The sequence below is a fragment of the Streptomyces sp. NPDC058525 genome, from assembly GCF_042719495.1.
Taxonomy (GTDB): Bacteria; Actinomycetota; Actinomycetes; order Streptomycetales; family Streptomycetaceae; genus Streptomyces.
In genome coordinates this window covers 1-22031 of sequence record NZ_JBHXNP010000037.1, presented here as the reverse complement: position 1 = coordinate 22031, position 22031 = coordinate 1, and the positions used below count along the sequence as shown (strand labels likewise).

Sequence of the window (22031 nt, the reverse complement as noted above, 5' to 3'; positions counted from 1 at the left end):
CGGTTCAGTGCCTCCGAAGCGCGACAAGGTCGGCGAGCTGGTCATCGCCCAGCTCGGTCAGGCCCAGCTGTTCGGCGCCCAGGACCATGTTGGCGGTTTCCCGTTTGGCGGCCAGGAGCTGGAGGACTTTCTCCTCCAGGGTGCCTTCGGCGACGAAGCGGTGGATCTGGACCGGCCGGGTCTGTCCGATGCGGTAGGCGCGGTCTGCGGCCTGGTCCATCACAGCCGGGTTCCACCACTGGTCGATCTGCAGGACGTGCTCCGCGCGAGTCAGTGTCAGGCCACTGCCGGCCGCACGCAGCGAGAGCAGGAAGACGGGGAACTCACCGTCCTGGAACCGCTGAACGAGCTGATCACGCTGTCCGGTGGGAGTCTTCCCGGTCAGTACCTGGTGAGGGATGCCGCGCCGGTTGAGGTGGCTGGCCAGCAAGTCGAGTACCTGCGTGTACTGGCTGAACACCAGCACGGACTGCCCCTCGGCGAGGATCTGATCCAGGAGGGTGTCCAGGAGGTCGATCTTTCCGGAGCGCCCCGCGATGACCGGATCGGATTCCTTGAGGTACTGGGCCGGGTGGTTGCAGATCTGCCGCAGCGAGGTGAGCAGCTTCAGCACCAGGCCGCGCCTGTTGATGCCGTCAGCTGCCCGGATCTGCTGCAGGGCCTCGCGCGTGACAGCCTCGTACAGGGCGGCCTGCTCGCGGCTGAGCGGCACGAACGCGTCCGTGTCGGTCTTGGGCGGCAGTTCGGGGGCGATGCCGGGGTCGGTCTTCCTGCGGCGCAGGACCAGCGGGGAGATCAGCGCGGCGAGGCGGGCGGCGGCCGCCGTGTCGCGGCCGGCCTCGATCGGGCGGGCGAAGTGCTCGCGGAACGCGGGCCATGAGCCGAGCAGGCCGCTGGTCGCCCAGTCCAGCAGCGCCCACAGGTCCGCGAGGGAGTTCTCCATGGGGGTGCCGGTCAGCGCGACCCTGCTGCGGCTGTCGATCTCCCGCAGCACCCCGGCGGCGCCTGATAGGGCGTTCTTGACCGCCTGGGCCTCATCCGCTGCCAGGAGCGACCACGGGGTGTGGGCGAGGCGGTCGGTGGAGCGGCGCAAGGTGGCGTAGGTGGTCAGGACGATCGCGTCGGTGGGCAGGAGCTCGAGGCTGCGGGCGGGACCGTGGAAGCGGCGGACCGGCACGGTGGGGGCGAAGCGCGCGATCTCCCGCTCCCACGCACCGAGCATGGTGGCCGGACACACCACCAGCGTCGGCCCGGCGGTGGCCGCACTCTCCTGGTTCAGCAGGTGCAGAGCGATCAGCATGAGCGTCTTGCCCAGGCCCATGTCATCCGCCAAGACTCCGCCACCAACCGGTCCGGTGGTCAGATGGTGGAGCCAGGCGAGCCCGCGGCGCTGGTAGTGGCGCAGTTCCGTCTTGAGCCCGGCCGGCGCCGCCACCTCGGTGTCCGCGGCGCCGGTCAGAGAGGTGCGCAGGTCGGCCAGCCAGCCGGTGGGATGGACCTCGACGCGCTCCTCGCCGATCTGTGCGGCGCCGGTCAACGCGCAGACCAGGGCCTCGCCGGCGCTGACCTGCCCGAGGCGGCGTTCGCGGACACGCCGCAGCAGGGCTGCATCGACGCGCACCCAGCGGTTGCGCAGCCGTACGAACGGCCTGCGGGCCTCCGCGAGGACGTCCATCTCGGCGTCCGTCAGATCGTCGTCGTCCACGGCGGCGCGCCACTGGAACTCCAGCAGCTGCTCCGGGCCGAAGAGGCGGTTGGGCGCGACAGCCTCGGGGCGCGGGGCGATGACGGTGCGCCCGGTCAGGGCGCGGACCATGTCGCGGGGCCAGTGGACGGCGCAGTCCGCCCGGGCCAGGCGCGCGACCGCATCGCCGAGCAGCTCGTCGATCTCGGTCTCGTCCAGTTCCAGAGCCCCGCACCGTCCCGGGTCGTCGAGGAGGCGGGCGAGCGGCGGCCAGGTGCGGGCGGCGCGGCGCAGGGCGAGCAGGGACTCCATCTGCCGGGTGGCGTCCGGTGTTCCGGGCGCGGGCACGGCACGCCACAGGGATTCGGCGTCCTCGACCCGGTGCCCGCCGGCGGCGTCGTGGACCTGGACGACCGCGCGGACCGCGGTCTCACTGTCGTCGGCGTCGAGCTCCAGCCGCAACGACAGCCGTACGCCGAGCGCGGCCTGGCCGGCCATGCGGGGGCCGGCCAGCCGCAGGTGCGGTACGTGCCGGGCGGGACGGTCGGCGAACGCGGCCCGGCCGGTGACCACCACCGCGCCGGGGGAGCGGGGCAGGAAGTCAGCCATCGCGTCGAGATACGCGGACAGCAGATGACCGGGGTCGCTCATGGTCGGCCCACGGCCCGGGGAAGAGTGCGAGAGCGCGCGTGCGTGTGCTTCCGGCGGCATGGCCGCCAGCAGTGCGTCGAGCTGGTTCTGCCACGGCTCGGGATCGGTGGTCTTCCACGCGTCGTACCCGCGCGCGGTGAGCGTCGGAGCCAGCCGGCCGTCGGCCACCAGTTGCAGCGCCGTCAGGGCTGCGGCACCCCAGAACCGGCACGCCTCGTGTCCGTGGTCATGGGTTCGGCAGTGCACCAGCAGCGGCCAGGCATCTTCCAGCCCGAGGCTGTAGTACGGGACGCTCCCGGTCTTGGCCTTGCCGCCGGACCAGCGCACAACGGTGGTGCCGTGCTCACTGAGCCGTGCCTGGGGCGGCACGGCGAGCTGGTCGGCCGGGCCCATCGCCGCGGCCGGACGCCAGAACACGAAGCGGCCATCGCGCGGCGGATCCGCGGGTACGAACATCGCCGGGTAGTCCGTGAGCTGATACCGACCCAACGACCCTTTCCCTTCTTCCATGTTGCGCCACCAGCGCCTTTCCCAGCCTGGCAGTACCTGCCGGCACCCCCCGCGCCCCGGCGGCGATTACGTCCGAACGAGTGAATGGTGTGGCCGGAAGGCTATGCGAGCGGGTATCCGGCGCTGCACGACGGTCAACTGCCGAGTTGGGAACGGGCAGAGCGGTATCTCGGGCAAGGGCAGCAACCGGCCAGCGGCGTCTACAGGGTGGTTGACCACCGGCCGCGGGACAGCGTGGTCTGTCCGTCGGGAGTGATTGTGACGCGGGCCCCGGTCACTGGCAGCTCCCCGCCGATGATGAGGCGGTCGAGGATGCCGGTCAGCAGGTCCCACAGGCGGCGGGAGCCGCCTTGGTGGACCGTCGGCAGGTCCCGGGCTTTCGTGGTGCTGGCGCGGGCCCAGGAGCCGTCGGGGTGGGCCATCCACACGGTGCGGCCGCCGTCTTCGTGCTGCTCGGTGCGGTGTTCGATGCCGGGCGCTTCCAGCTCCAGGGTGGCCTGCACGGCCCAGGAGTCCGGGACGTAGGTGAGCGGGTAGCGGCTGACGGATCTCTCCCCGTCCTCGTCCGCGGCCTTCCATACCTCGGCGGCCGCCACGGCGTCGTCGTAGTCGTCGCCGTGGCGGGTGCGCATGAAGGTGGCCTGGTCGGAGGAGATGAAACCGCGGGCGCCGCCGTCCGGCGTCTTGTCGGCGACGAGGATTATCGCGGTGCCAGTGATGGTGGTGACCAGCCGGCCCCCGGGGCGCAGCGCGGTTAGCCACGAAGCGGGCACGGGCCGGACTGAGACGGTGGACACGATGCGGTCGACGTCGGCGGGCAGCGTCTGGGTGATGTCGCAGACGCCGGTGCGCGGGTGCAGGCCGATGCCGGCCAGCCGGTCGGTCGCGACCTCCACGAGGTAGGGGTCGACGTCCACGCTCGTCACGAGCTGGTCGTCGCCCAGGCGTCTGCAGGCGAGGGCGGTGCCGTACCCGGTGCCGGTGGTCACCAGGGTGCGGGAGCCGTCTGCGAGCATCGCGTGCCGGTACATGGTGGCCATCAGGCTGGGCAGGGTCGAGGACGAGGTCGGCCACCTGCCGTACGGCACCACCGTGCCCGGCTGGACCCGGTCGGCGTGATCGGCGCCGATCCGGGTCACGAGCGTCTGGTTGCGGTAGGCAGCCTTGAACCAGGCCGAGGGGTCGGCAGGCCCGTTGCGGGCCACCCGGCCGCCTGTGCCACGCTCCCACCAGTTCGGCACGAACAGGTGCCGGGGAGTGGAGGCGATCGGCTTCCACCACGGTGACTCCGGCCGAAGGTGCCCGTCGGCAAGACGGCGTGCGTGGATCTCCCAGTCCAGGTCCAAGTCCCTGCGCGTCCTTCCGTGTCCGCTCGGTCGAAGGTCAGGAATCGTCGGCCGGCCCGCACGGCCCGGAGTTGTCCGGTCCGCACGCGCTGTCGTCATTCGGCGCGCAGTCGGGAGGGCACAGGGCCGCCCCGGCGCGACGCGGGATGCTCGCGGTCACCTCGGCCCACCGGTCGCTGGCCAGCACCGACGCCAGGCTCGTGTTCTTGACGCTGCCCGCGGTGAGGAATCGCCCCATCTCGCACACCGACACGTTCCCGTTCGGAAGGACGGCCGCCTTCTGGCCCCCGCACCGCCCGCACAGCGACGCGGTGGAGGGGATCGCTGTGCCCGCGGCGTTACCGACGGCCCGCACGTCGCTGACGTGGACCTCGTGGACGCCGAGGGCTTGCATCTCGGCGCGGGCCCGTTCAGCGCGCTCGTGGTCACCCCTGTCGAGGACGGCGACCTTCAGCCTGATGCCGCGCCTGACGGCCTCGGCGATGTTGGCGCGCGTCGCCTTGTGTGAACCGGTCCGGCCGGTGACCGCGTCGTGCTCGGCCGCGAGGCTGCTGTGGTACGTCGTTGCCAGGCGCACGTTGGGGTGCTCGAACAGCCGCCAGTGGTCGCTGCGGATCTGGAGGAGATTGCTGTAGACCCGGACGCGGAGTCCTGCGTCGACGGCCCGCTGCAGCATCCGAGCGAACGCTGGATGGAGGGTGGGTTCGCCTCCGATGAGCTGGATGTCCTTGGCGCCGAGGGTGGCGGCTTCGTCGATGGTCCGGTTCCAGTCCTCCTCGGTCATGCTGCCGTGGTCCCGGGTCGGCCCCGAGCCCGCGTAGCAGAGCGCGGGGCATGTGAGCTGGCAGCGGCCGGTGATCTCCAGCGCCAGGAACCGCAGCGTGGTGGTGGGCGCCTCCGGAGCAATCGTCATGACGCGATCGTAGGCCGCGTGCCGTCAACCCGTCCGCTGTTGACGCTACTTGACTCGGCGGCGCAGCCGGGCTCCTCGGTCGCGGGGCTTGTCCCTGCGCGGGCTCAGCGATGACCAGCTCGTCGCCGGGCCCGCGAGGGCCTCCCCACCCAGGCGTCCCAGCCGGCCTTGGTGGTAAGCCGACGTCCCGCCCCGCGGTCCGCCGGACGATGTTGTTGCCCGCCCGGCGGGAGGGCCCACGGTGAGGAGGCCAGATCGGGCAGCCTGGGGCCAGCACCGGCCTAGTCTCGGCTCGCTGCCCCGATGGACGGGCGCACCGCGATAGGGAGCCGACACCATGACCAACCAGCCGGCCGACGGGACCAGTACGGACCCCACCCGCCTGACGCTGCGCGTCGAGCACACCGCTCCGCTCGTCGACGGTTCCGGGCTGGACCTCTGGCAGGTGCAGATACAGGCTGACGGGGACCCCGTAGGGAGCCTGCGAGCCGTCCGCGGACTGTACGGGGGCGCCCGGCAGGACGAGACCGATGAGTGGGGCGAGACGTGCTCCGTCATGGAAGGCGTGCCCTCCATCGACCTGGCGGCAGCGGCGGAGCAGGACTGGTTCCCCGAGCAGGACGAGCATCTGGCCGAGCTTCGCTCCCGGCTGTCCGCATGGGGAGGATCCTGCGCCGTGGTCGCCGAGCAGCTGCTGAGCGATGAAGCAGTGGGGCTGAGGGAATTCGGATCCCGCAGTGTGCTCGTCTTCGACCAGCTCTCCCTGTCGGCACCCTGGAATGACCCCGTCACCGCTGCTTGCGTGATCTCCTCGGTGACCGGCCGGGCGGCCAGTGGTGATTTCCTGCTGGTCTTCCCCGCAGGGACGGCCACGAGAGGAGCCGATGCCGCCCTCCTGGAAGAGGCAGGACGCCTGCTGTGGGCGGAGCAGTACTCCGACGACCTGTACTGCCTCGACCTCAAGTTCGACCATGGAGAGGGCCTCGCAGAGGCCTGGGAGCTGCTCCTCGCCCGGGTCCCAAGCTGACCCGCTGCGCTCCGCAGGAGCGGTCGCCGCAGGACGTCACCACCATCTGGCGCGCCCGGACGGCGAAACAGAAGTCGCCGGACCGGGCCGAAGACCGGGAGCTCGCCGATCTTGAGAGTGCCCCGGCCCTGGCTCCATCGCCGGCGGCAGGCCTTCGCCACCGCCGCGACACGTGTCGCGCACAAGGATGTCGCTCCCGACGGCAGGGCAATGAAGCCTGCCTACCGAGTTCCTCCCCACGGGCCAAAGCGAGCTGCTGCACTCCTCGTGACTGCGCTGCGTACCGCGATCGCTCGATCGCGGTGGTGCACACACAGCCCCCACCTCGCCCCATGAACCCTCTCCAGACGCCGCAGAGATCGACGTAGCCACCCGAAGGGAAAATGGCCTCCGTGACCGTATCCAGCTCCGATGACGCCAGTAGCTCGTCGCCGGCCAAGGGCGCGCACCCGATTCACTCATGGCAATCCGACGAGATCGACAGCCTCAACAGCCCTGTGGGCGTCGTGGGGACCCTGCTGTCAGCCTTCGTCTTCGCCTGCCTCTTCACGTACACCCTGGCGCACTACCGATCCTGGGAGGGCATGGCAGCGTTCATGTTGTCCGTGCTTCTGGCACTCCTGGGAGCCCTTGCCGTCGTCCCCTACAGCCTGACGAACAGCGCAGGACGGGCGGGACTGGGGCAACGCATCTTCATGTGGGGAGCCGGCGCGGTTCTCGCCGGCCTCCAGCTGTCCGCTGCGGTACTCGATGACGCGACCTTCTCCATGTCGGCGCTGATCGGAGTGGTCGCTGCCCTCACGATCCCCAGCTTCGGGGAAATCCTGGCCATAGGGGCCGCGGCCGAAGAGGCTTACTAGACGCCGTCACCCCAGTACCCTCCGGCCCTGGCCGACTTCGCACAGGAGACACTCGACCTCGGCTGACCTACAACGACAGCGGGGCCGTGCAGGATCACCCTGCCCGGCCCCGCTGCCGTTGCCGGCTGCTCATCGGCGGAAGCGGATACGCGGCCACACGCGAACTCGTGGCCGTCCAGCAGGACGGTCTCCAGCTCTACCGGCCGCGCAGAACGAACGGGGCGGTCTCCATCCACTCCAGCACCATCAGTGGCTGCGACGGCCTGAAACCCGACCCCAGTGGTTGCGATCATCGCAATCTATTGCGATGATCGCAACATGCATCCGATTCTTGAACTCGCCGCCCTGATCCACCCGATGCCCGAACCGGGCACCCCCGACCCGGACGACATCCTTGCCGACGTGCGCGAGGACGTGGACCGCAAGCGCAAGAAGTACGCCGACGACCTCGAAGCCACCGCCTTCGGCACCGACACCGACCCGCTCATCGTGGCCCTCCAGAAGGAGCAGGCGCTCAAGGAAGCGGCAGACCGCCGCATCCGCACCCTCCTGGCCTACGCCCGGGAGTTCCACCCCGCGCGCCGCTACTCCCTCCACGAGCTCGGCGAAGCCTCCGGCTACACCTTCTCCGGCGTACGCACCGCATACGGCGACCCCGAAGTCACCCTCGTACAAGGCCAGATCGGCCGTACCCCACGGCGCGCCGCCGAAGAGCCGGGCCGGGCCTGATGCGCACAAATCCCTGCCCGGCCGCCGCCCGGACGCCCGCGACGCGCGTGGTTCTCGTCGGCCCCGGCAGGCCGGCGGCGGCGTGCGGGGGAGTGTTCTGAATGCCCGCCGCTGTGTGACCGTCAGCGATAGTTGGCGAGGCGAGCACCGCATCTGCGCTGGTCACGGCACTTCTGGTCGGTGGTAGTTGGCGAAGGCGGGTAGCGATAGTTGGCGACTCAGCGCCATCGGAGCGCCTGTCGTCGGCGAATCCCCAGGTCATGACGCCGAATGCCGCGCCTCGCCATCCGGCGCTGACATTCGCCAACTATCGCTGACGGTCACACGCTGGCCCTCTTCGCGTCCTAGGGTGGGGTCATGATTCCTGATTTTGTATCAGATCTGCGGAATGTGGTCGGTCCCGATTTCCTGTTGTGGTTGCCTGGGGTGGTCGGGGTTGTCGTCGACGAGGACCAGCGGGTGCTCCTGCAGCGTCGGTTTGCCGTGGGGCTGTGGACGCCGTTGAGCGGGATCCTGGAGCCCGGCGAAGCGGCGGCCGCCGGGGTGGTGCGGGAGGTGGCGGAGGAGACCGGAGTACAGGTGGTCGTGGAGCGCCTGGTGGCGGTGACGTCTTCCCCGCAGGTGCGGCACGGCAACGGTGACCTGGCACAGTACCTGGAGATCGTGTTTGCCTGCCGCCCGGCAGAGGCGGGTCAGTCGCCCCGGGTCTGTGATGACGAGTCCGTCGAAGTCGCTTGGTTCGCGCTGGACGCCCTGCCGCCGATGACCGAGCGGATGCGGGAACTCATCGCGCTCGTCGAGAAGGACGAGCCGCAGGCCTATTTCGCTGCCCCGTGACCGCGCACCGAACTAGCCCGTCGACACCAGGGAGGCGTCGGGCCGCTCAGGCGGGAACGGCCCCCGTGCGAACAGCGAACTCTCGCAGGCCCTGCACGCGTGCCGGGCCGTAGATCAGGCTCGACGTCAACGCCCGCACCGCCGGCCGACACACCTCCTGGGCCGCCTCCTCCTCGACGCGGCGCAGAGCAGCGAACGCCTGCTGGCCGTTGCCGAGTGCGTGCCACATGCGGGCCGTGTCGGTCCAGGCGCGGGCGCGGCGTTCAGGGCTCGGCATAAGGCCGATGTCCAGGCCCCGCGCGATCTCGACACCTTCGTCAGGGGTGCCGAGGGTGTTGTGGACGCCGATGCGGTAGACGGCGGCCTGAGCCTTGGTGGCCTCGACGGTGAAGAGCCCGCCGGGGGCCTGCGGGCGGCGCTCGACAGTCTCATCGGCCTCGTCGAGCAGAGCGAGCGCGGTGGCCCGGTCCCCGCCGGAGGCTGCCGAGTACGCCGCGGTGAGCAGCAGCGTCGTCCGTACGGCTCCGGTGCGCTCTTCGGCGGGGTCGAGCGCGGAGGCTTCGGTGGTGAGGAAGCGGACCGCGGAGGAGCACCTGCCGGACCGGCGCATGGTGATGGCCAGCACCCTGGCGGCTTCCCCGATGGGGATGGGCATGGCGCTGGCCCGTGCGGCGGCCAGAGCGCGATCGGCAGCGACCCATGCGGCGTCGGAGTGTTGTTTCGCGGCGAGTTCCGAGGCCAGGACGTAGGCGCGGGCGAGGATCGCACTGGCCTGCTGGCGGGCCTGACCCGCGGTCGCGTTCCTGGTCGCTTCGGCGGTGGCCAACAGGCCGGGCAGATAGGTGCCGAGGTCGTTGTAGCGGGCGGTGGTGAACGCCTCGCGCGCGGAGGCAGTCTTGGAGGCCAGCACCCGCAGCGACGCGGGGGCGGCGTTTGGAAGTCGGAACAGCACGTCGTCGAGGTCCGGGACCGCGGCGGCCGAGGCCGCTGCCGTGGCCCCCGTGCCGATGACGGCTGACGCCCCGGCGGCGAGCGCCCCCAGCAGGTTCCTGCGACGCATCGCGTCCTCCTCGTCCGACATCGGTAAGGTCCCCACGCTAGCGATCACCGGGTCCGCAGGAACAGGGAACCCGCTGACCTGCTCAGGCGGGATACGGAGCACCCGGGCTAAGAGCAGGCGGGTTTCGAGGTCCACACGCATCCGATTGCCCTCGATCCGCGAGATCGCCGACGCCGAGTAGCCGACGGCCCGAGCGACATCAACCTGCTTCAGCCGTAAGGCGTGGCGGGCACTGCGGAAAACCGCGCCCAGGTCAGTCGGGTTCGGGCCCATGACTACCTCCTGCGCATCGACGGTGCCGCACGACCGTAGTGCCTGGCGCCGCACGGCAACAGGGCGCGCGGATGCGCCCGGCGTGTGGACGCACACGGTGTGCGGATGGCGCACCCCGTGTGCGAGCAGAGCCGAAACAGCTCCCGGACGGGCACGGCGGGCGGGACGGTTGCGGCAGCAGACAGACGGCGCACAGACCGCCTCGCTGCTCCCAACTCCGCGGAGGCATCCCTTGAACCTCCTGATCACCGGCGGCGTCGGCTTCATCGGCTCGGCCCTTACCCAGGTCATGCGCAACGCAGGGCACACGGTTACCCCGCTCGACAACCTCTCGGTCACCTCTCGTCGTCCGAGCCCGAAGGACCTCCAGATCCGCGATGTCCGGTCGCTGACCGCGCGGGACCTGGACCGTGTGGACACGGTCGTGCACCTGGCCGCGCTCAAGTCCGTCCCGAAGAGCTTCGAGGTCGGAGGGTTCGAGCACAACGTCGCCGTCGACCGGCACATGCTCCACACCTTCACCAACTCGACCGCAAGGCGGCTGCTGCTGGCCTCCTCGTGCGAGGTCTACGGCGAGCAGGCCGGCCCGCTCGCCGAGAGCGCGCCGTACGCCCCCCGGTCCCCGTACGCGGCGGGCAAGGTGGCCACCGAGATGCTGGCCGACATCTACCGGCCCCGCTTGGAGGACGGCCGCCAGCTCGGCATCGTTCGGTTCTTCAACACCTTCGGCCCCCAGGAAGACCCTGACGCCGTCGTCCCCGCCTTTCTCGACGCCGTCGCCGAGGACCGTCCGCTGACAATCGACGGTGACGGCACGCAGGCCCGGGACCTGACCTACATCGACGACGCGGTCACCATGCTCACCCGCATCCTGGACACCCCCGAGCTCCTGCCCGTCGTCAACTGCGGCTCCGGCCACGCGGTTTCCATCCTCGACCTTGCCCACGCGGTCATCCGCGCAGCTGGTCGCGGCACCATCTCCCACACCGCCGCCCGCATCAACGAGATCGACTCGTTCACCGCCGACCTGAGCCTGTTCACCCGCACCTACGGGTCCGTCGACCGCATGCCCCTCGACGAGGCCCTGGCCATCAGCGTCCAGACCCGCGCACGCACCCTGACGGCGGCCGCACCCGGCCGATGAGCGCCACGAACTAGTCCGTGCTGCTCGCGGTCCCGGCCAGTCGGAGCGCCGGGACCGCGAGCCCCCTCCATCGCGCCCCACACCACCGGGGAGGTACCCGTGAACGATCAGACCGCCATGCCGCCACTCACCGACACCCGCGCCATCCGCGTCACCGGCGGCCACCGCCTGGAGGGCACGGCCTCGGTGCAGGGCAGCAAGAACGTCGCCCTCCACCTATACGCCGCCGCCCAGGTCGCCGACGAGCCGCTGGCCCTGACCGGTATTCCGCACATCCTGGACACCCAGGTCTGCGCGGAGATCCTCACCCGCACCGGCACCAGGGCCCGGATCGTCGGCGACCGATTCGAGACCGCCCCGGCCGCCGCCTGGTATCCCGTCATCCCGGACGAGCTGGGCCGGCGTATCCGCACGACCGCCGTCATGGCTGCCGGCCTGCTCGCCCGAGCTGGCCGGGTGCGCTTCCCGCTGCCGGGCGGTGACGCCTTCTGCCACCGCCTCATCGACCGGCACCTGGCCGCCATGGAGGCTGCCGGTGCCACCCTCGACGTCACCGGCACCCACGTCGAGGCCCGCCTGCCCGACCAGGGCCCAGCGTCGTTCACCACCGACGCGATGACCCACAAGTGGGGACCGAGCCTGGGGGCCACGGTCACCGCGATGCTGCTGGCCGCCCGCGCCTGCGGCACCTCCACCCTCCTCAACCCCAACGCCGAACCGGAGGTACTGGCGACCGCCGCGCTGCTTGAGGAAGGCGGGGTCGGCATCGAGTGGGAGGGCACCACCGCCCTCCACATCACCGGAACCGACCGCATCACCGGCGGAACCGTCCACGTTCCGCCGGACCGACTGGAGGCCGCCACGCTCGCCCTGGCCGCCGCTATCACCGGCGGAACCGTCCACCTCGACAACATCCCCGTCACCACGTTCCCCGCAGCCCTGGTGTCCATGCTCGCCGAGGCCGGAGTCGAGCTGGTCCCGGCGCACGGCGGCACCCTCGCCGGTTGCCCCGCTGGCCCCCAGCCCGTGCAGATGGCCACTGGCTCCGCCACCTGTACCGACGTCCAGCCCCAGCTGACCGCATTCCTCACCCAGGCCCCGGGGATCTCCCGCATCGAGGAGCGGATCTACACCGCACGGGCCACCCACGTCGCCCCCCTGCGCGCCTTCGGCGCCGACGTCACCGCCGACGGCCCGACCATCACCGTGCACGGACCGTCCCCCCTCACCGCGGCCCGCGTGGCTGGCCAGGACATCCGGGCCGCCGCCGCCCTCGTGATCGCAGCACTCGCGGCCGAAGGCACCTCGACCATCCAAGGCAAGTACCACCTGCACCGCGGCTACGGCAACCTGCTGCCCAAGCTCACGGCGCTAGGAGCCAAGTTGGAGGTCGTACAGGAGTAGGTGTCCGAGGCCCCCGCGGGGTTCCCTGGCGTAAGGCGGCAACCGGGCTTCAGCCGCCCTGGCTCTCCATGATCAGAGCAGTGACGTCGGTGTACTCCGGTGGCAGGTGACCGCCGTCAGCGGCGGGCCTCTGCAGCCGCCTTGCGCTTGGCCTCGACCTCGGGCGGAAGCGGGAGAACCGGCACGGCGGCCGGGTTGGTCGGCCCCTCGTCATGAACGCCATCGGGTCCGGCGACGGCCGACCAACGGCTGACCTCCCGGGCCTGATGCGCGGAGACCTCCCACAGCGAGTGGCCCACCCCCATCGTGTCCGCACCGCCCATGTCGAACCAGTTGATCCGCATGTACCCGCCGTACAGGGCCAGCGAGCGCTGTCGACATCCACTCCACCGCCCGCGGGTCGACGTCGGCGGCCCACCCGTCGCAGTGCGGATGCGTCTTGTACTAGAAGTAGCCGAAGCCCTCCTGCCGGGCGAAGTCGGGCAGAGGACCGGACGCCGGCACACGGCCGCTGCCGTCGCTCGTGAGGTACATCTCTCGCGCCGCGCACCCGGGATCGTCGCAGGACACCTCACTGTCCGACAGCCGCAGCCACAGCGCCACTGTCACGTTCTGCCCGTTCTCGGTGGGCGCCGACCACAGTCGCTGACGACACTGCGACGCCTCGTGATCGCGGAACCGCCAACTCTCGGGGAGGTCATGCGACAGGCGATGCAGGTAGTGGCCGACCAGGCGCCATGCCTCCTCGGCTGACGGAGTGATCGCGTGGGCGGTCTCGATGGTCATGCGCGGATTCTAGAGTCCGTGGAGGGGCCCTCGACGGCGTACGCCGAGACAGGGCAGACCCCTGCACCGTGGATTCAGCGAAGCACGGCGTAGCGGGAAGGCGGATCTGCCAGCATGAAACGGTGACACGAATGAAGCCCCACCAGCTGCTCGACGGCGTGCAGATCGGACTGCGGTTCGAGGAAGGGCGAGCGGCACAGTGGATGCCGCTGAGAGACGTCGACGTCCACGAGCTGGCCCGCGCAGAACCATGGCGACGCCACCTCACCCACCGCGGCGAGCAACTTCATCTCGGGCAGTACGCCGCGATCAGCACCGGCCAGGGGCCGGTAGCCAAGGACGGCATCTGGGAATGCATGGAGCTGGCGGACTTCGACCCCACGGTGCGGTCCATGATCGGCCAGCCCTTCAAACTCCGCGCCGAGGAAGGCCCCGGGAAAGCCGGCTACATCCCCGACCTGATGCTGATCGGTAACGACGGCAAGGTCACCATCGTCGACAGCTCCCCGACGGCCGGTGAGCTATGTCCCTCGGAGCGGGTGCTGGACTGGGCCGAGGAAGTCATCCGCGCCCGGGGCTGGACCTACGAATGGTGGACGGGCCCCAAGGACGCACAGCACTACACCAACATCAAAGCCCTGCGCGGCTTCTGCCGACCCATGCACCAGACCCAGCAGGCACTGATCGAACCCATCCTCGCCCTGTGTGCCGACACCGAACTCCCCATCGCCGCAGTGGAGGAGAACCTCGCAAGCGAGAGGATGCCCAAGCCCATGGTGCGGGGAGTGATCCAGCACCTGCTGTGGTGGGGCGACCTGACAACCGACCTGTACCGCCCGATCACCACAGGCACCCGAGTATGTACCGACGCGGTGGCCCGCAGGCCCGCACCGGAGCAGTGGGATGTCGGGACCCGCCTGATCCTCGGGCACGACCGCGGGACCGTCGTGCACCGCAGCGGCGACCAGCTCGCCGTCGACCTGGACCCCTCCCTGTTCGGGCAAGGCGAACGCGACTTCAGCCGCCAGGACCTCACCGAGCAGGCCACCGCCCTCCCCACCGCCTACCAGCACCCGCTCTTCCCGACCCAGCCCTTCACCGTGCCCCGCTGACCGACATCCCCCAGCCGCGCGCCACCGGCCAGTACGGAATCCCGACTCACGCCCCACGTTGCTCGAGCTCGGCCGTCGCCCAAGGGCAGCCGATCGCCTACTCCTCCTGGTTTCCGTCGCTGCGGCCCCGGCCACGGCCGATATCAGACACAGGCCAAGGTGGTGACGGGGTTTACGGAGGGCAGGCCGCTCGATGGGGTGGGGGTGGTTGCATTCCCGGCCGCCCCGTCTCTTCCCACCGCTACGCTCGGTGGGCGCGGGGCGCGGCCTCTTGCGGCCCGTGGTGAGGAGCAGGGGAGGCTGCAGTCCGTGGGATCCGTTCCGTCAGCCATGACGATGTCCGACGGTGGTCCGGCCGCGATGACGGTGGCGCGGATGGCCGCGCTGGCCGAGTGCGCCGCGGTGTTCATCCCGTCGGATCCTCCGAGAGAGGGGCGTGTGGCGTTCTGGCGCCGGGACGCAGCGGCTCCGCCAGGGGCCGGGGAGTGTCTGAGCGTGGTGCGCCCGCACGGCACCTCGGTACGCCGGCGGGAGGTGGCCGCCGCGGTGATGCCGGTGGCCGAGGCGCTGGCGGTTCTCACCCAGGCGCGCCGGATGCCGGGCGCGGATCCGGCGGCCGCGTTCTGGGGCGCGGCCACCGTACTCGCCCTGCAGCTGCTGGCCCGGGGCCGGCTCCTGCCCGGTGTGAGCCCCGCCGGGTTCGACGCGTGGCGGATCGGCCCGTACGACGGCGAGGACATGGTGCGGGTCAGGGAGCTTGCGGCCGCGATGCCCCCCGAGGCCCGGGCGGTGCCCGCCGAGGACGAGGCGGCGCTGCAGCTGCCGGCGGCCGAGCCTCTGCTGCGGGGATTTCTGGACACGGTCGCCGATGTGCTGGCCCGCACTCCGGCGGGCGCGCTGGCCGCAGGCGGTGAGGCCTGGACCGCGACCGCCCCGCAGAAGGTGCCGCACCAGCGCGAGTGGGCGGCCGGTGTCGCAGCCGGCCTCGACTCGGGGACCGCGGTCTCCCTGCGGATCGAACTGCCCGGCCCGGGCGACGGGAGCTACCCCTGGGACGGTGAGGACGACGGCGCGCAGGACGAGGTGCTGGCCGTCGTCCAGCTGCACCACCTTGCCGAGGCCGTGGTCGCCGACACCCGCGAAGTCTGGGCCGGCAAGTCGGACGCGGCCGCGCTGTTCGGTCCTTCGGACCGCGCGGAGGCGCTCCTGGCCCTGGGACGGGCCGCCCACGCCTGGCCGCCGCTGACGCGTCTCCTGGAAATGCGCGTACCGGCCGAACTCACCCTGTCCGACGCGGAGGTGTCCGACCTCCTCGGCGACGGCGCCGCCGCTCTGGCGGCAGCGGGCGTTCAGGTCCACTGGCCCAAGGAACTGGCCCGCCAGCTGCTGGCCCGCGCCGTCCTCGAACCGGCCGAAAAGACCGCATCCGACCTGCCGTCCCTGCTGTCGGCCGACGCCCTGCTCTCCTTCCGCTGGCAGATCACCCTCGGCGGCCGCGAACTCGACCCGGCCGAGCTGGAGCGCCTCGCCGAGGCGAAACGGCCCCTGGTGCGGCTACGCGACCAGTGGGTGCTCATCGACCCCGCCGTCCTGGCCCGCGCCCAGGACCGCAAGGCCCGCGACCTCACCCCCGTGGAGGCGCTGGGCACCGTCCTGGCCGGGAGCGCGGACATCGACGGCGAGCGGGTGGAGGTCACCGCGGGAGGCTGGCTGGCGGAGCTGAAGGAGCGCCTCGCCGACCCCGAGGCAGCAGCCCGCCGGACGCCGGTGCCGCAGCCCGCCGCTCTGGAAGCCACCTTGCGCGACTACCAGCTGCGGGGCCTGACCTGGCTGCACCAGATGACCTCACTCGGCCTCGGGGGCTGCCTCGCCGACGACATGGGCCTCGGCAAGACGATCACCCTCATCGCCCTGCACCTGCACCGCATCCAGGACCCGGCGACCGCCGGGCCGACCCTGGTGGTTTGTCCGACATCGCTGATGGGCAACTGGGCTCGCGAGATCGAACGGTTCGCACCCGGAACCCCTGTGCGCCGCTACCACGGCACCAAGCGCTCCCTGAACGGCGCCGACGAGGGCTTCGTGCTGACCACCTACGCCACCATGCGCCTGCGCGCGACAGAACTCGCCCAACCCCTCTGGGGGATGGTGGTGGCGGATGAGGCGCAGCATGTGAAGAACCCGTTCTCGGCGACCGCGAAGGCGCTGCGCACGCTGCGGACCCGTGCCAAGGTCGCACTCACCGGCACCCCGGTAGAGAACAATCTCTCCGAGCTCTGGGCCCTGCTCGACTGGACCACACCCGGGCTGCTGGGCCCCTTGAAGACGTTCCGTGACCAGTACGCCCGCGGTGCCGAGAGCGGCGAGGACCCCGAAGCCGCCGGCCGCCTGGCCGCGCTCGTCGCCCCGTTCCTGCTGCGCCGCAAGAAGTCCGACCCGGGGATCGCGCCCGAACTGCCGGCCAAGACCGAGACCGACCACCCGGTCACCCTCACCAAGGAGCAGGTAGCCCTCTACGAGGCGGTGGTCCGCGAGACGATGGCCGCCATCCGCGAGAGCGACGGCATCGCCCGCCGGGGCCTGGTCCTCAAACTCCTGGCCGCGCTGAAGCAGATCTCCAACCACCCCGCACAATTCCGGAAGGAAGAAGCCTCCGAGGCGAAGACCGCCGGCCGGTCCGGGAAGCTGGAACTCCTCGACGAACTGCTGGACACCATCCTCGCCGAGGACAACGCCGTCCTGATCTTCAGCCAGTACGTGACCATGGGCCACCTCATCCACGACCACCTGTCCCGCCGGGGCATCCGGGCCCAGTTCCTCCACGGCGCCACCCCCGTGGCCCGCCGCGAGGACATGGTGCGCGCCTTCCAGGCCGGCGAGGTCCCGGTGTTCCTGCTCTCCCTCAAGGCCGCCGGTACCGGCCTCAACCTCACCCGGGCCGGCCATGTCATCCACTACGACCGCTGGTGGAATCCGGCCGTCGAGGAACAGGCCACCGATCGTGCCTACCGCATCGGCCAGACCCAGCCCGTCCAGGTCCACCGCCTGATCGCCGAGGGCACCGTCGAGGACCGCATCGCCGAACTCCTCGAAACCAAGAGGGCTCTGGCGGACGCGGTGCTGGGCGGCGGGGAGAGCGCGTTCACCGAACTGAGCGATGCCGAACTCGCCGACTTCGTCCAGCTGAAGAAGGCAGGCCGATGACCCCCACACCAGCCCCCGACGACCGGCAACGGGACTTCCCGCCCCTGCCCACCGCCCGCGGCCGCCGCTCCTTCGCCGCCACCTGGTGGGGCAACGCCTGGGTCGAAGCCCTGGAAGGCCCGACCTGCTCCGCGACCGGCCGCCTCGCCCGCGGCCGGACCTACGCCCGCGGCGGAAACGTCGGCCAGATCACCGTCACCCCCGGCCGCGCCACCGCCCACGTACAGGGCAGCCAACCCCGCCCCTACCGCACCTCCATGGACATCCCCACTCTCACCCGCGACGCCTGGGACGTCCTCCTTGACGCGGCCGCAGCCCAAGCCGGCCACATCGCCGCCCTCCTCGACCGCGACATGCCCACCACCCTCGCCGACACCGCCGCCCAAGCCGGAGTGCACCTCCTGCCCCGGCCCTACGAACTGACCCCCCGCTGCTCCTGCCCCGACTGGGGCGACCCGTGCAAGCACGCCGCCGCCCTCTACTACCAGGTCGCCCGCCTCCTCGACCACGATCCCTTCGTCCTGCTCCTCCTGCGCGGACGCGGCGAGAGCGAACTCATGGCGGACGTCCACCGGCGCAACGCCGTTCACACCACGACCGCTCAGCCACCGCCCGGTGTGCCCGCCCGGGACGTTTTCGCAGCCGCCCGTGCCGGGCTCCCACCGCTGCCCGCACCACCACCCCCCGTCGACCACCCCGGCCCGGTACCCGAACTGACCTCCGCAAGCGCCCCTGCACCCGGACTCGATCCCGCCGCCCTGCGGTTCCTGGCCGCCGACACCGCTACCCGCGCCACCCAGATGCTGAACCAGGCCCTCGCACCCTCTCCCGGGCATCTGCAGGACCTCACCCCCGCCACCCTCAGCACCGAAGACGACCTCGTACGCCTCGCCGCCGCCGGACCCTCCGCCGAGATCTTCACGCGGCTGTGCTGGAGCGCGCACCGCACCCCGGCCTCTCTCACGCGGGCCGCCCGCGCCTGGCAATACGGCGGGGCTGCGGCCATGGAAATCCTCGACACGGCGTGGGACCCGGACCCGTCATACCTCCGCGCCGTACGCGAGGAGATCAAACGGTCCTGGGACGGAGAACGGGCCCCGGCGATTCGCATCACGGGGAACTGGCTCACGGTGAGCGGGCACGACGCCCAACTGCGCCTGGGCACCGGAGGACGCCTCTGGTACCCCTACCGCAAGAAGTACGCCACGTGGTGGCCGGCCGGGTTCCCAGACCGGGACGTCACGGCTGTGCTGAGCGCCCTGCTCGAACCGAGGGCCGAGTAGCTGGCGCACCACGGGCCAAGTACTCCAGATTGCGCTGAGTGCAACAAGGAGGCTTGCACTCAGCGCAACTCCAGCGCACCCAGCTCGCTTGCACTGAGTGCAACGCCCGGAGGGGCTCTATACCGCGCGGCGCTCCAGCTCGGCGCCCGCCCACGGCAGCCCATGGTCGGCGTACTGGCGAAGCACAGCCTCACTCAGCCCTTCCCGCCGCTCACGCGCCTTGTTCAAGCGCGCCAGCAGCCGCACTTCCACACCCTGGACCGTCACCGACCAGCCCGCCTCGACAGCATGCCGACCCCGCCCGTCGACCAACGGCCCGACCTCCTCGACATACCGCCGCGCAGCCTCCACGACCGCCTGCGCCCGATCTCCGCGCGTCCGCCGCTCCGAGGCTGCCCCCACGGGCTTCACGGGCATCACCACGCCCCGCACGGCCAGCATCCGGAGCTGCTGTTCATCCAGCTGCGCCCCACGCCGCAGCTGGTCACCCAGCCACGCCCCGAGATCCTCACCGCCGTATGGACGGCTACCCGCCACCAGCTCCTCGACCGACCCGCCATCGGCGACGTACCGGTCCAGCAGCACCAGGTGCCGCTGCCACGCCACGTCCCACGGCCCCTCGACCCGCCACGGCACCCCCAGCGCGTCCAACTCCCCCTCGCGGCCCGTCCCAGGCCGCCGAGCCTCGGTCATCAGCCGGCCGACGGCCACCTCCTGCCCGTCCACCTCGAACGTCTCGGCCTGCCGGGGCAACAGGTGCCCGCGTGCCCGGGCGTAGGCGACCAGACCAGCCCAGTTGACCTCCCGCGCGCTGCGCCGCGGCTCCCACTCGACGCCCAGCTTCTCCAGCCGTCCCAGGATGGCCTGTTCCAGCGAGCCCGCTCGCCGGGCACTGCGCCAGGTGTCCAGCTGCACGCCCAGCTCGACGGTGCCCTCAAGGTGCCGCCGGGGAACATTCAGGTGGCCTTCCCGCCCGTGGAAGCGCTCGGCAGCCTCCAGGGCGAAGGCGACGTCGTAGAAGTGCGAGGCCTCCACACGCAGCCGCACCAGCCGGGCCAGGTCCTTCGCCTCATGGCCCTCGAGCATGAACTGCACCAAGTCCAGCTTGGTCTCCTTCGCCGGCTGCCGGTCCTTCCCGTTCCCGGAGGCCTTCGCGGCGGCCAGGACGACATCCTCGTCCGCTCCACCGGCCGCGAGATCCTGCACCAGCTCGTCGCTGTGCGAGCGCAGCGCCCTGAGTAGCTTGACCAACGGGTCCCAGGCCTGCCCCAGCACGCTCTCCCGGTCGCCCGCCGCCTGGTACACGATCGGCACGATGATGGTCGCGACCTTCTCCGGCCGGCGCCCCTCGGCCGCTGCCTGCCGCCGCTCGGCCGCCGGGATCCGCAGGCACCGCCCCACCGCCTGGATCGACGGGATCGGCGACCGCGGATCGACCAAGGCGATCGCGTCCACCTCCGGCACGTCCATCCCCTCGCCCAGCAGCCGAACCGACGGCACCACGGCCAGGTCAACCGGCACGCCCGCGTCATCAACGGCCTTGGTCAGCCGCACCCACAACGCATCGTCCCGCTCCACCAGGGGAGAGTCCTGCGTCAGCGCCCGCGCCCACACCCGACCCGGAACCGCTTCACCCGCGGCCCGCAGCCGCCCGGCCTGGGCCGCCAGCGACCCCGCGAAGGCGCGCGCCTCCGGCACGAAGTGGTGGTACGTCAGCACCCGCCGCAGCCCGTACTCCTGGGCCGCCTGGAGAACCGCCGTCTGCTGCGCCGCGAGGTACAGACCGCGCGCCCGGGCGGACGTACGGCCCTCGGCGACGACCGCAGCCATGTACTCCGGGTCATCGACCTGGGCCACCACGATGCGCAGCCCGGCCACCAAGTCGAGATCCTGGGCCTCCAGCAGCGACACCTCGTGCACCACCCGCCCGAAGAGCTCAGGGTTGTCCATGCTGGCCAGGGGCTCGCCCGGGGCCACAACCGCGCCCTCGGTTACGCCATCCTCGAAGCCACCCGCGTCCAACTCCTCCTGCTGGTCCGGCTCCTCCTCCTGAACGCGATCACCCAGGGCACCGGACCCCAGCTCGGCGAGACTGCCCGCGCCGTACGGCCGCATCGAGTACACCCGAGGCGTCGCCGTCATCGTCAGCCGCCGGCGCGCCGGAATCCGCTCCTGGTCCAACACCATGCTCCAGCGATCCGAACCCGCGAGGTGGTGCGCCTCGTCCGCCACGATCAGCTCCCAGGGCGGCAAGGCGGGCACGCGGGCCAGCCGGAGAGCGTGAGCCTGCGCGATCCGGGGCACCGACGCGTACGTGGCGAACACGACCCCCGACCGGTGTCCCTGGATTTGCATCTGGTGCCACCAGAACGCGAGGGGTACGGGGCGCGTTGTCGCCCTTGCCCCGTACCGCGCGAGCACCGGATCGCCGGAGCTCAGGGAGCACACAGCCGCGATCGGGCCCCGCACGCCACCGTCGTCGACGAACGCCTGCAGGTTCTGCTTCAGCAGCCCCAGGGTCGGCTCCGCCACGAGTACCAGGCCCGTGCCACCCACCCGGCGGGCCGCCTCCGCCGCCAGACGGGTTTTCCCGGCCCCGCAGGACCACCGGATCTGAGCCCGACGGCACTCAGCAGGATCGTCCCTGGGCGACGCCTCCCACTCCCTCAGGAGTGCATCGATGCCGACCCGCTGATGCTGCTTCAACTCCTGCATCCGCCTGCTCTCCGCTCACTGTCCGACTTCCGGCACCACCCCAGCCAGCCCAGCAAGAAACATGCCTCACATTTTGGGGTTCCTAGATACCTGGTGCGTTCACCCGATAGTATCGAGAGATACCGCTCTGGCCGGGTACTTCCCAACGGCACGTCCACCCGTAAGGGTTGACCTACCGACAGGCGGCATCCATCCGACCGGTGTTGAGGCCGCGTAGCGGACTCAACACCCCCGATTCGAACAGGAGTCGAGCCCGAGCAAATCCCCTAATTTGAAGGGAAACTAGACAATCGAGCCCAGCCCCCGACCCCGTAGCCAGCCGTCTTTAGCCGGCACCACCGAGGAGCGGCAGAGACCGATATCAGCGCCACCAACTCCCGACCGACCGTCGGCTGTTGCCAGTCTGAGCCGCGTAGCGGATCAGAGTTGTGTCGCCGTCGGCGACCAAAGCCCCGCCACGTAGTGGCGGCGCGTCGTGTCTGCGGAGCAGACC

At 71.0% G+C, this 22031-nt stretch carries 16 protein-coding genes and 1 pseudogene; 9 read left to right on the top strand and 8 right to left on the bottom strand.

The window, feature by feature from the left end:
- Positions 1-4 precede the first annotated feature (4 nt).
- The 3 genes from ACFWP3_RS18745 to ACFWP3_RS18735 form a co-directional block, all read right to left on the bottom strand.
- Positions 5-2791 (bottom strand): DEAD/DEAH box helicase, encoded by a 2787-nt coding sequence (locus ACFWP3_RS18745; RefSeq protein ID WP_384222256.1) that lies wholly within the window; start codon positions 2789-2791, stop codon positions 5-7.
- Between the two features lie 254 nt (positions 2792-3045).
- A complete protein-coding gene (locus ACFWP3_RS18740; RefSeq protein ID WP_384222253.1) occupies positions 3046-4185 on the bottom strand; it encodes a protein-L-isoaspartate(D-aspartate) O-methyltransferase in 1140 nt (379 codons plus the stop codon).
- A gap of 43 nt (positions 4186-4228) precedes the next feature.
- Positions 4229-5104 (bottom strand): radical SAM protein, encoded by an 876-nt coding sequence (locus tag ACFWP3_RS18735; RefSeq protein ID WP_384222133.1) that lies wholly within the window; start codon positions 5102-5104, stop codon positions 4229-4231.
- A 337-nt stretch (positions 5105-5441) separates the two neighbouring features.
- Here ACFWP3_RS18735 and ACFWP3_RS18730 point away from each other — a divergent pair, with 337 nt between their 5' ends.
- The 4 genes from ACFWP3_RS18730 (at position 5442) to ACFWP3_RS18715 (ending at position 8557) form a co-directional block, all read left to right on the top strand.
- Positions 5442-6131 carry a hypothetical protein gene (locus tag ACFWP3_RS18730; RefSeq protein WP_384222131.1) on the top strand — a complete coding sequence of 230 codons (690 nt, stop codon included), beginning with the start codon at positions 5442-5444 and terminating at the stop codon, positions 6129-6131.
- 392 nt (positions 6132-6523) lie between these two features.
- Entirely contained in the window at positions 6524-6991 is a 468-nt protein-coding gene (locus ACFWP3_RS18725; RefSeq protein WP_384222129.1) for a hypothetical protein, read from the top strand.
- 318 nt (positions 6992-7309) lie between these two features.
- Complete coding sequence (locus tag ACFWP3_RS18720) at positions 7310-7720, top strand: hypothetical protein (RefSeq protein WP_384222126.1); 411 nt, start codon at positions 7310-7312, stop codon at positions 7718-7720.
- Positions 7721-8077: 357 nt separating this feature from the next.
- Complete coding sequence (locus ACFWP3_RS18715) at positions 8078-8557, top strand: NUDIX domain-containing protein (RefSeq protein ID WP_384222124.1); 480 nt, start codon at positions 8078-8080, stop codon at positions 8555-8557.
- A gap of 46 nt (positions 8558-8603) precedes the next feature.
- Here ACFWP3_RS18715 and ACFWP3_RS18710 read toward each other — a convergent pair whose 3' ends face one another.
- On the bottom strand, positions 8604-9617 hold the full coding sequence (locus tag ACFWP3_RS18710) for an XRE family transcriptional regulator (protein ID WP_384222250.1): 1014 nt from the start codon (positions 9615-9617) through the stop codon (positions 8604-8606).
- 135 nt (positions 9618-9752) lie between these two features.
- Positions 9753-9890 (bottom strand): annotated as a pseudogene (locus ACFWP3_RS18705) (helix-turn-helix domain-containing protein); the annotation flags it as partial.
- Positions 9891-10122: 232 nt separating this feature from the next.
- Between ACFWP3_RS18705 and ACFWP3_RS18700 the strand changes: the two are divergent.
- Together ACFWP3_RS18700 and ACFWP3_RS18695 are read left to right on the top strand one after the other, a co-directional pair.
- Positions 10123-11034, top strand: coding sequence for an NAD-dependent epimerase/dehydratase family protein (locus ACFWP3_RS18700; RefSeq protein WP_384222121.1), 912 nt, complete (start codon positions 10123-10125; stop codon positions 11032-11034).
- Positions 11035-11133: 99 nt separating this feature from the next.
- Positions 11134-12438: a UDP-N-acetylglucosamine 1-carboxyvinyltransferase gene (locus tag ACFWP3_RS18695; protein ID WP_384222119.1), complete on the top strand. Its 1305-nt coding sequence runs from the start codon at positions 11134-11136 to the stop codon at positions 12436-12438.
- 116 nt (positions 12439-12554) lie between these two features.
- Here the strand turns inward: ACFWP3_RS18695 and ACFWP3_RS18690 are convergent, their stop codons facing one another.
- Together ACFWP3_RS18690 and ACFWP3_RS18685 are read right to left on the bottom strand one after the other, a co-directional pair.
- On the bottom strand, positions 12555-12782 hold the full coding sequence (locus ACFWP3_RS18690; protein ID WP_384222116.1) for a hypothetical protein: 228 nt from the start codon (positions 12780-12782) through the stop codon (positions 12555-12557).
- Between the two features lie 100 nt (positions 12783-12882).
- Entirely contained in the window at positions 12883-13224 is a 342-nt protein-coding gene (locus ACFWP3_RS18685; protein ID WP_384222114.1) for a hypothetical protein, read from the bottom strand.
- A 131-nt stretch (positions 13225-13355) separates the two neighbouring features.
- Here ACFWP3_RS18685 and ACFWP3_RS18680 point away from each other — a divergent pair, with 131 nt between their 5' ends.
- The 3 genes from ACFWP3_RS18680 (at position 13356) to ACFWP3_RS18670 (ending at position 18823) form a co-directional block, all read left to right on the top strand.
- A complete protein-coding gene (locus ACFWP3_RS18680; protein ID WP_384222248.1) occupies positions 13356-14336 on the top strand; it encodes a TnsA-like heteromeric transposase endonuclease subunit in 981 nt (326 codons plus the stop codon).
- A 330-nt stretch (positions 14337-14666) separates the two neighbouring features.
- A complete protein-coding gene (locus ACFWP3_RS18675) occupies positions 14667-17540 on the top strand; it encodes an SNF2-related protein (RefSeq protein ID WP_384222112.1) in 2874 nt (957 codons plus the stop codon).
- A complete protein-coding gene (locus ACFWP3_RS18670) occupies positions 17537-18823 on the top strand; it encodes an SWIM zinc finger family protein (RefSeq protein ID WP_384222110.1) in 1287 nt (428 codons plus the stop codon). The genes ACFWP3_RS18675 and ACFWP3_RS18670 overlap by 4 nt, the downstream gene beginning before the upstream one ends.
- A gap of 117 nt (positions 18824-18940) precedes the next feature.
- Here ACFWP3_RS18670 and ACFWP3_RS18665 read toward each other — a convergent pair whose 3' ends face one another.
- Positions 18941-21538, bottom strand: coding sequence for a DEAD/DEAH box helicase family protein (locus ACFWP3_RS18665; protein ID WP_384222108.1), 2598 nt, complete (start codon positions 21536-21538; stop codon positions 18941-18943).
- Between the last annotated feature and the right edge of the window lie 493 nt (positions 21539-22031).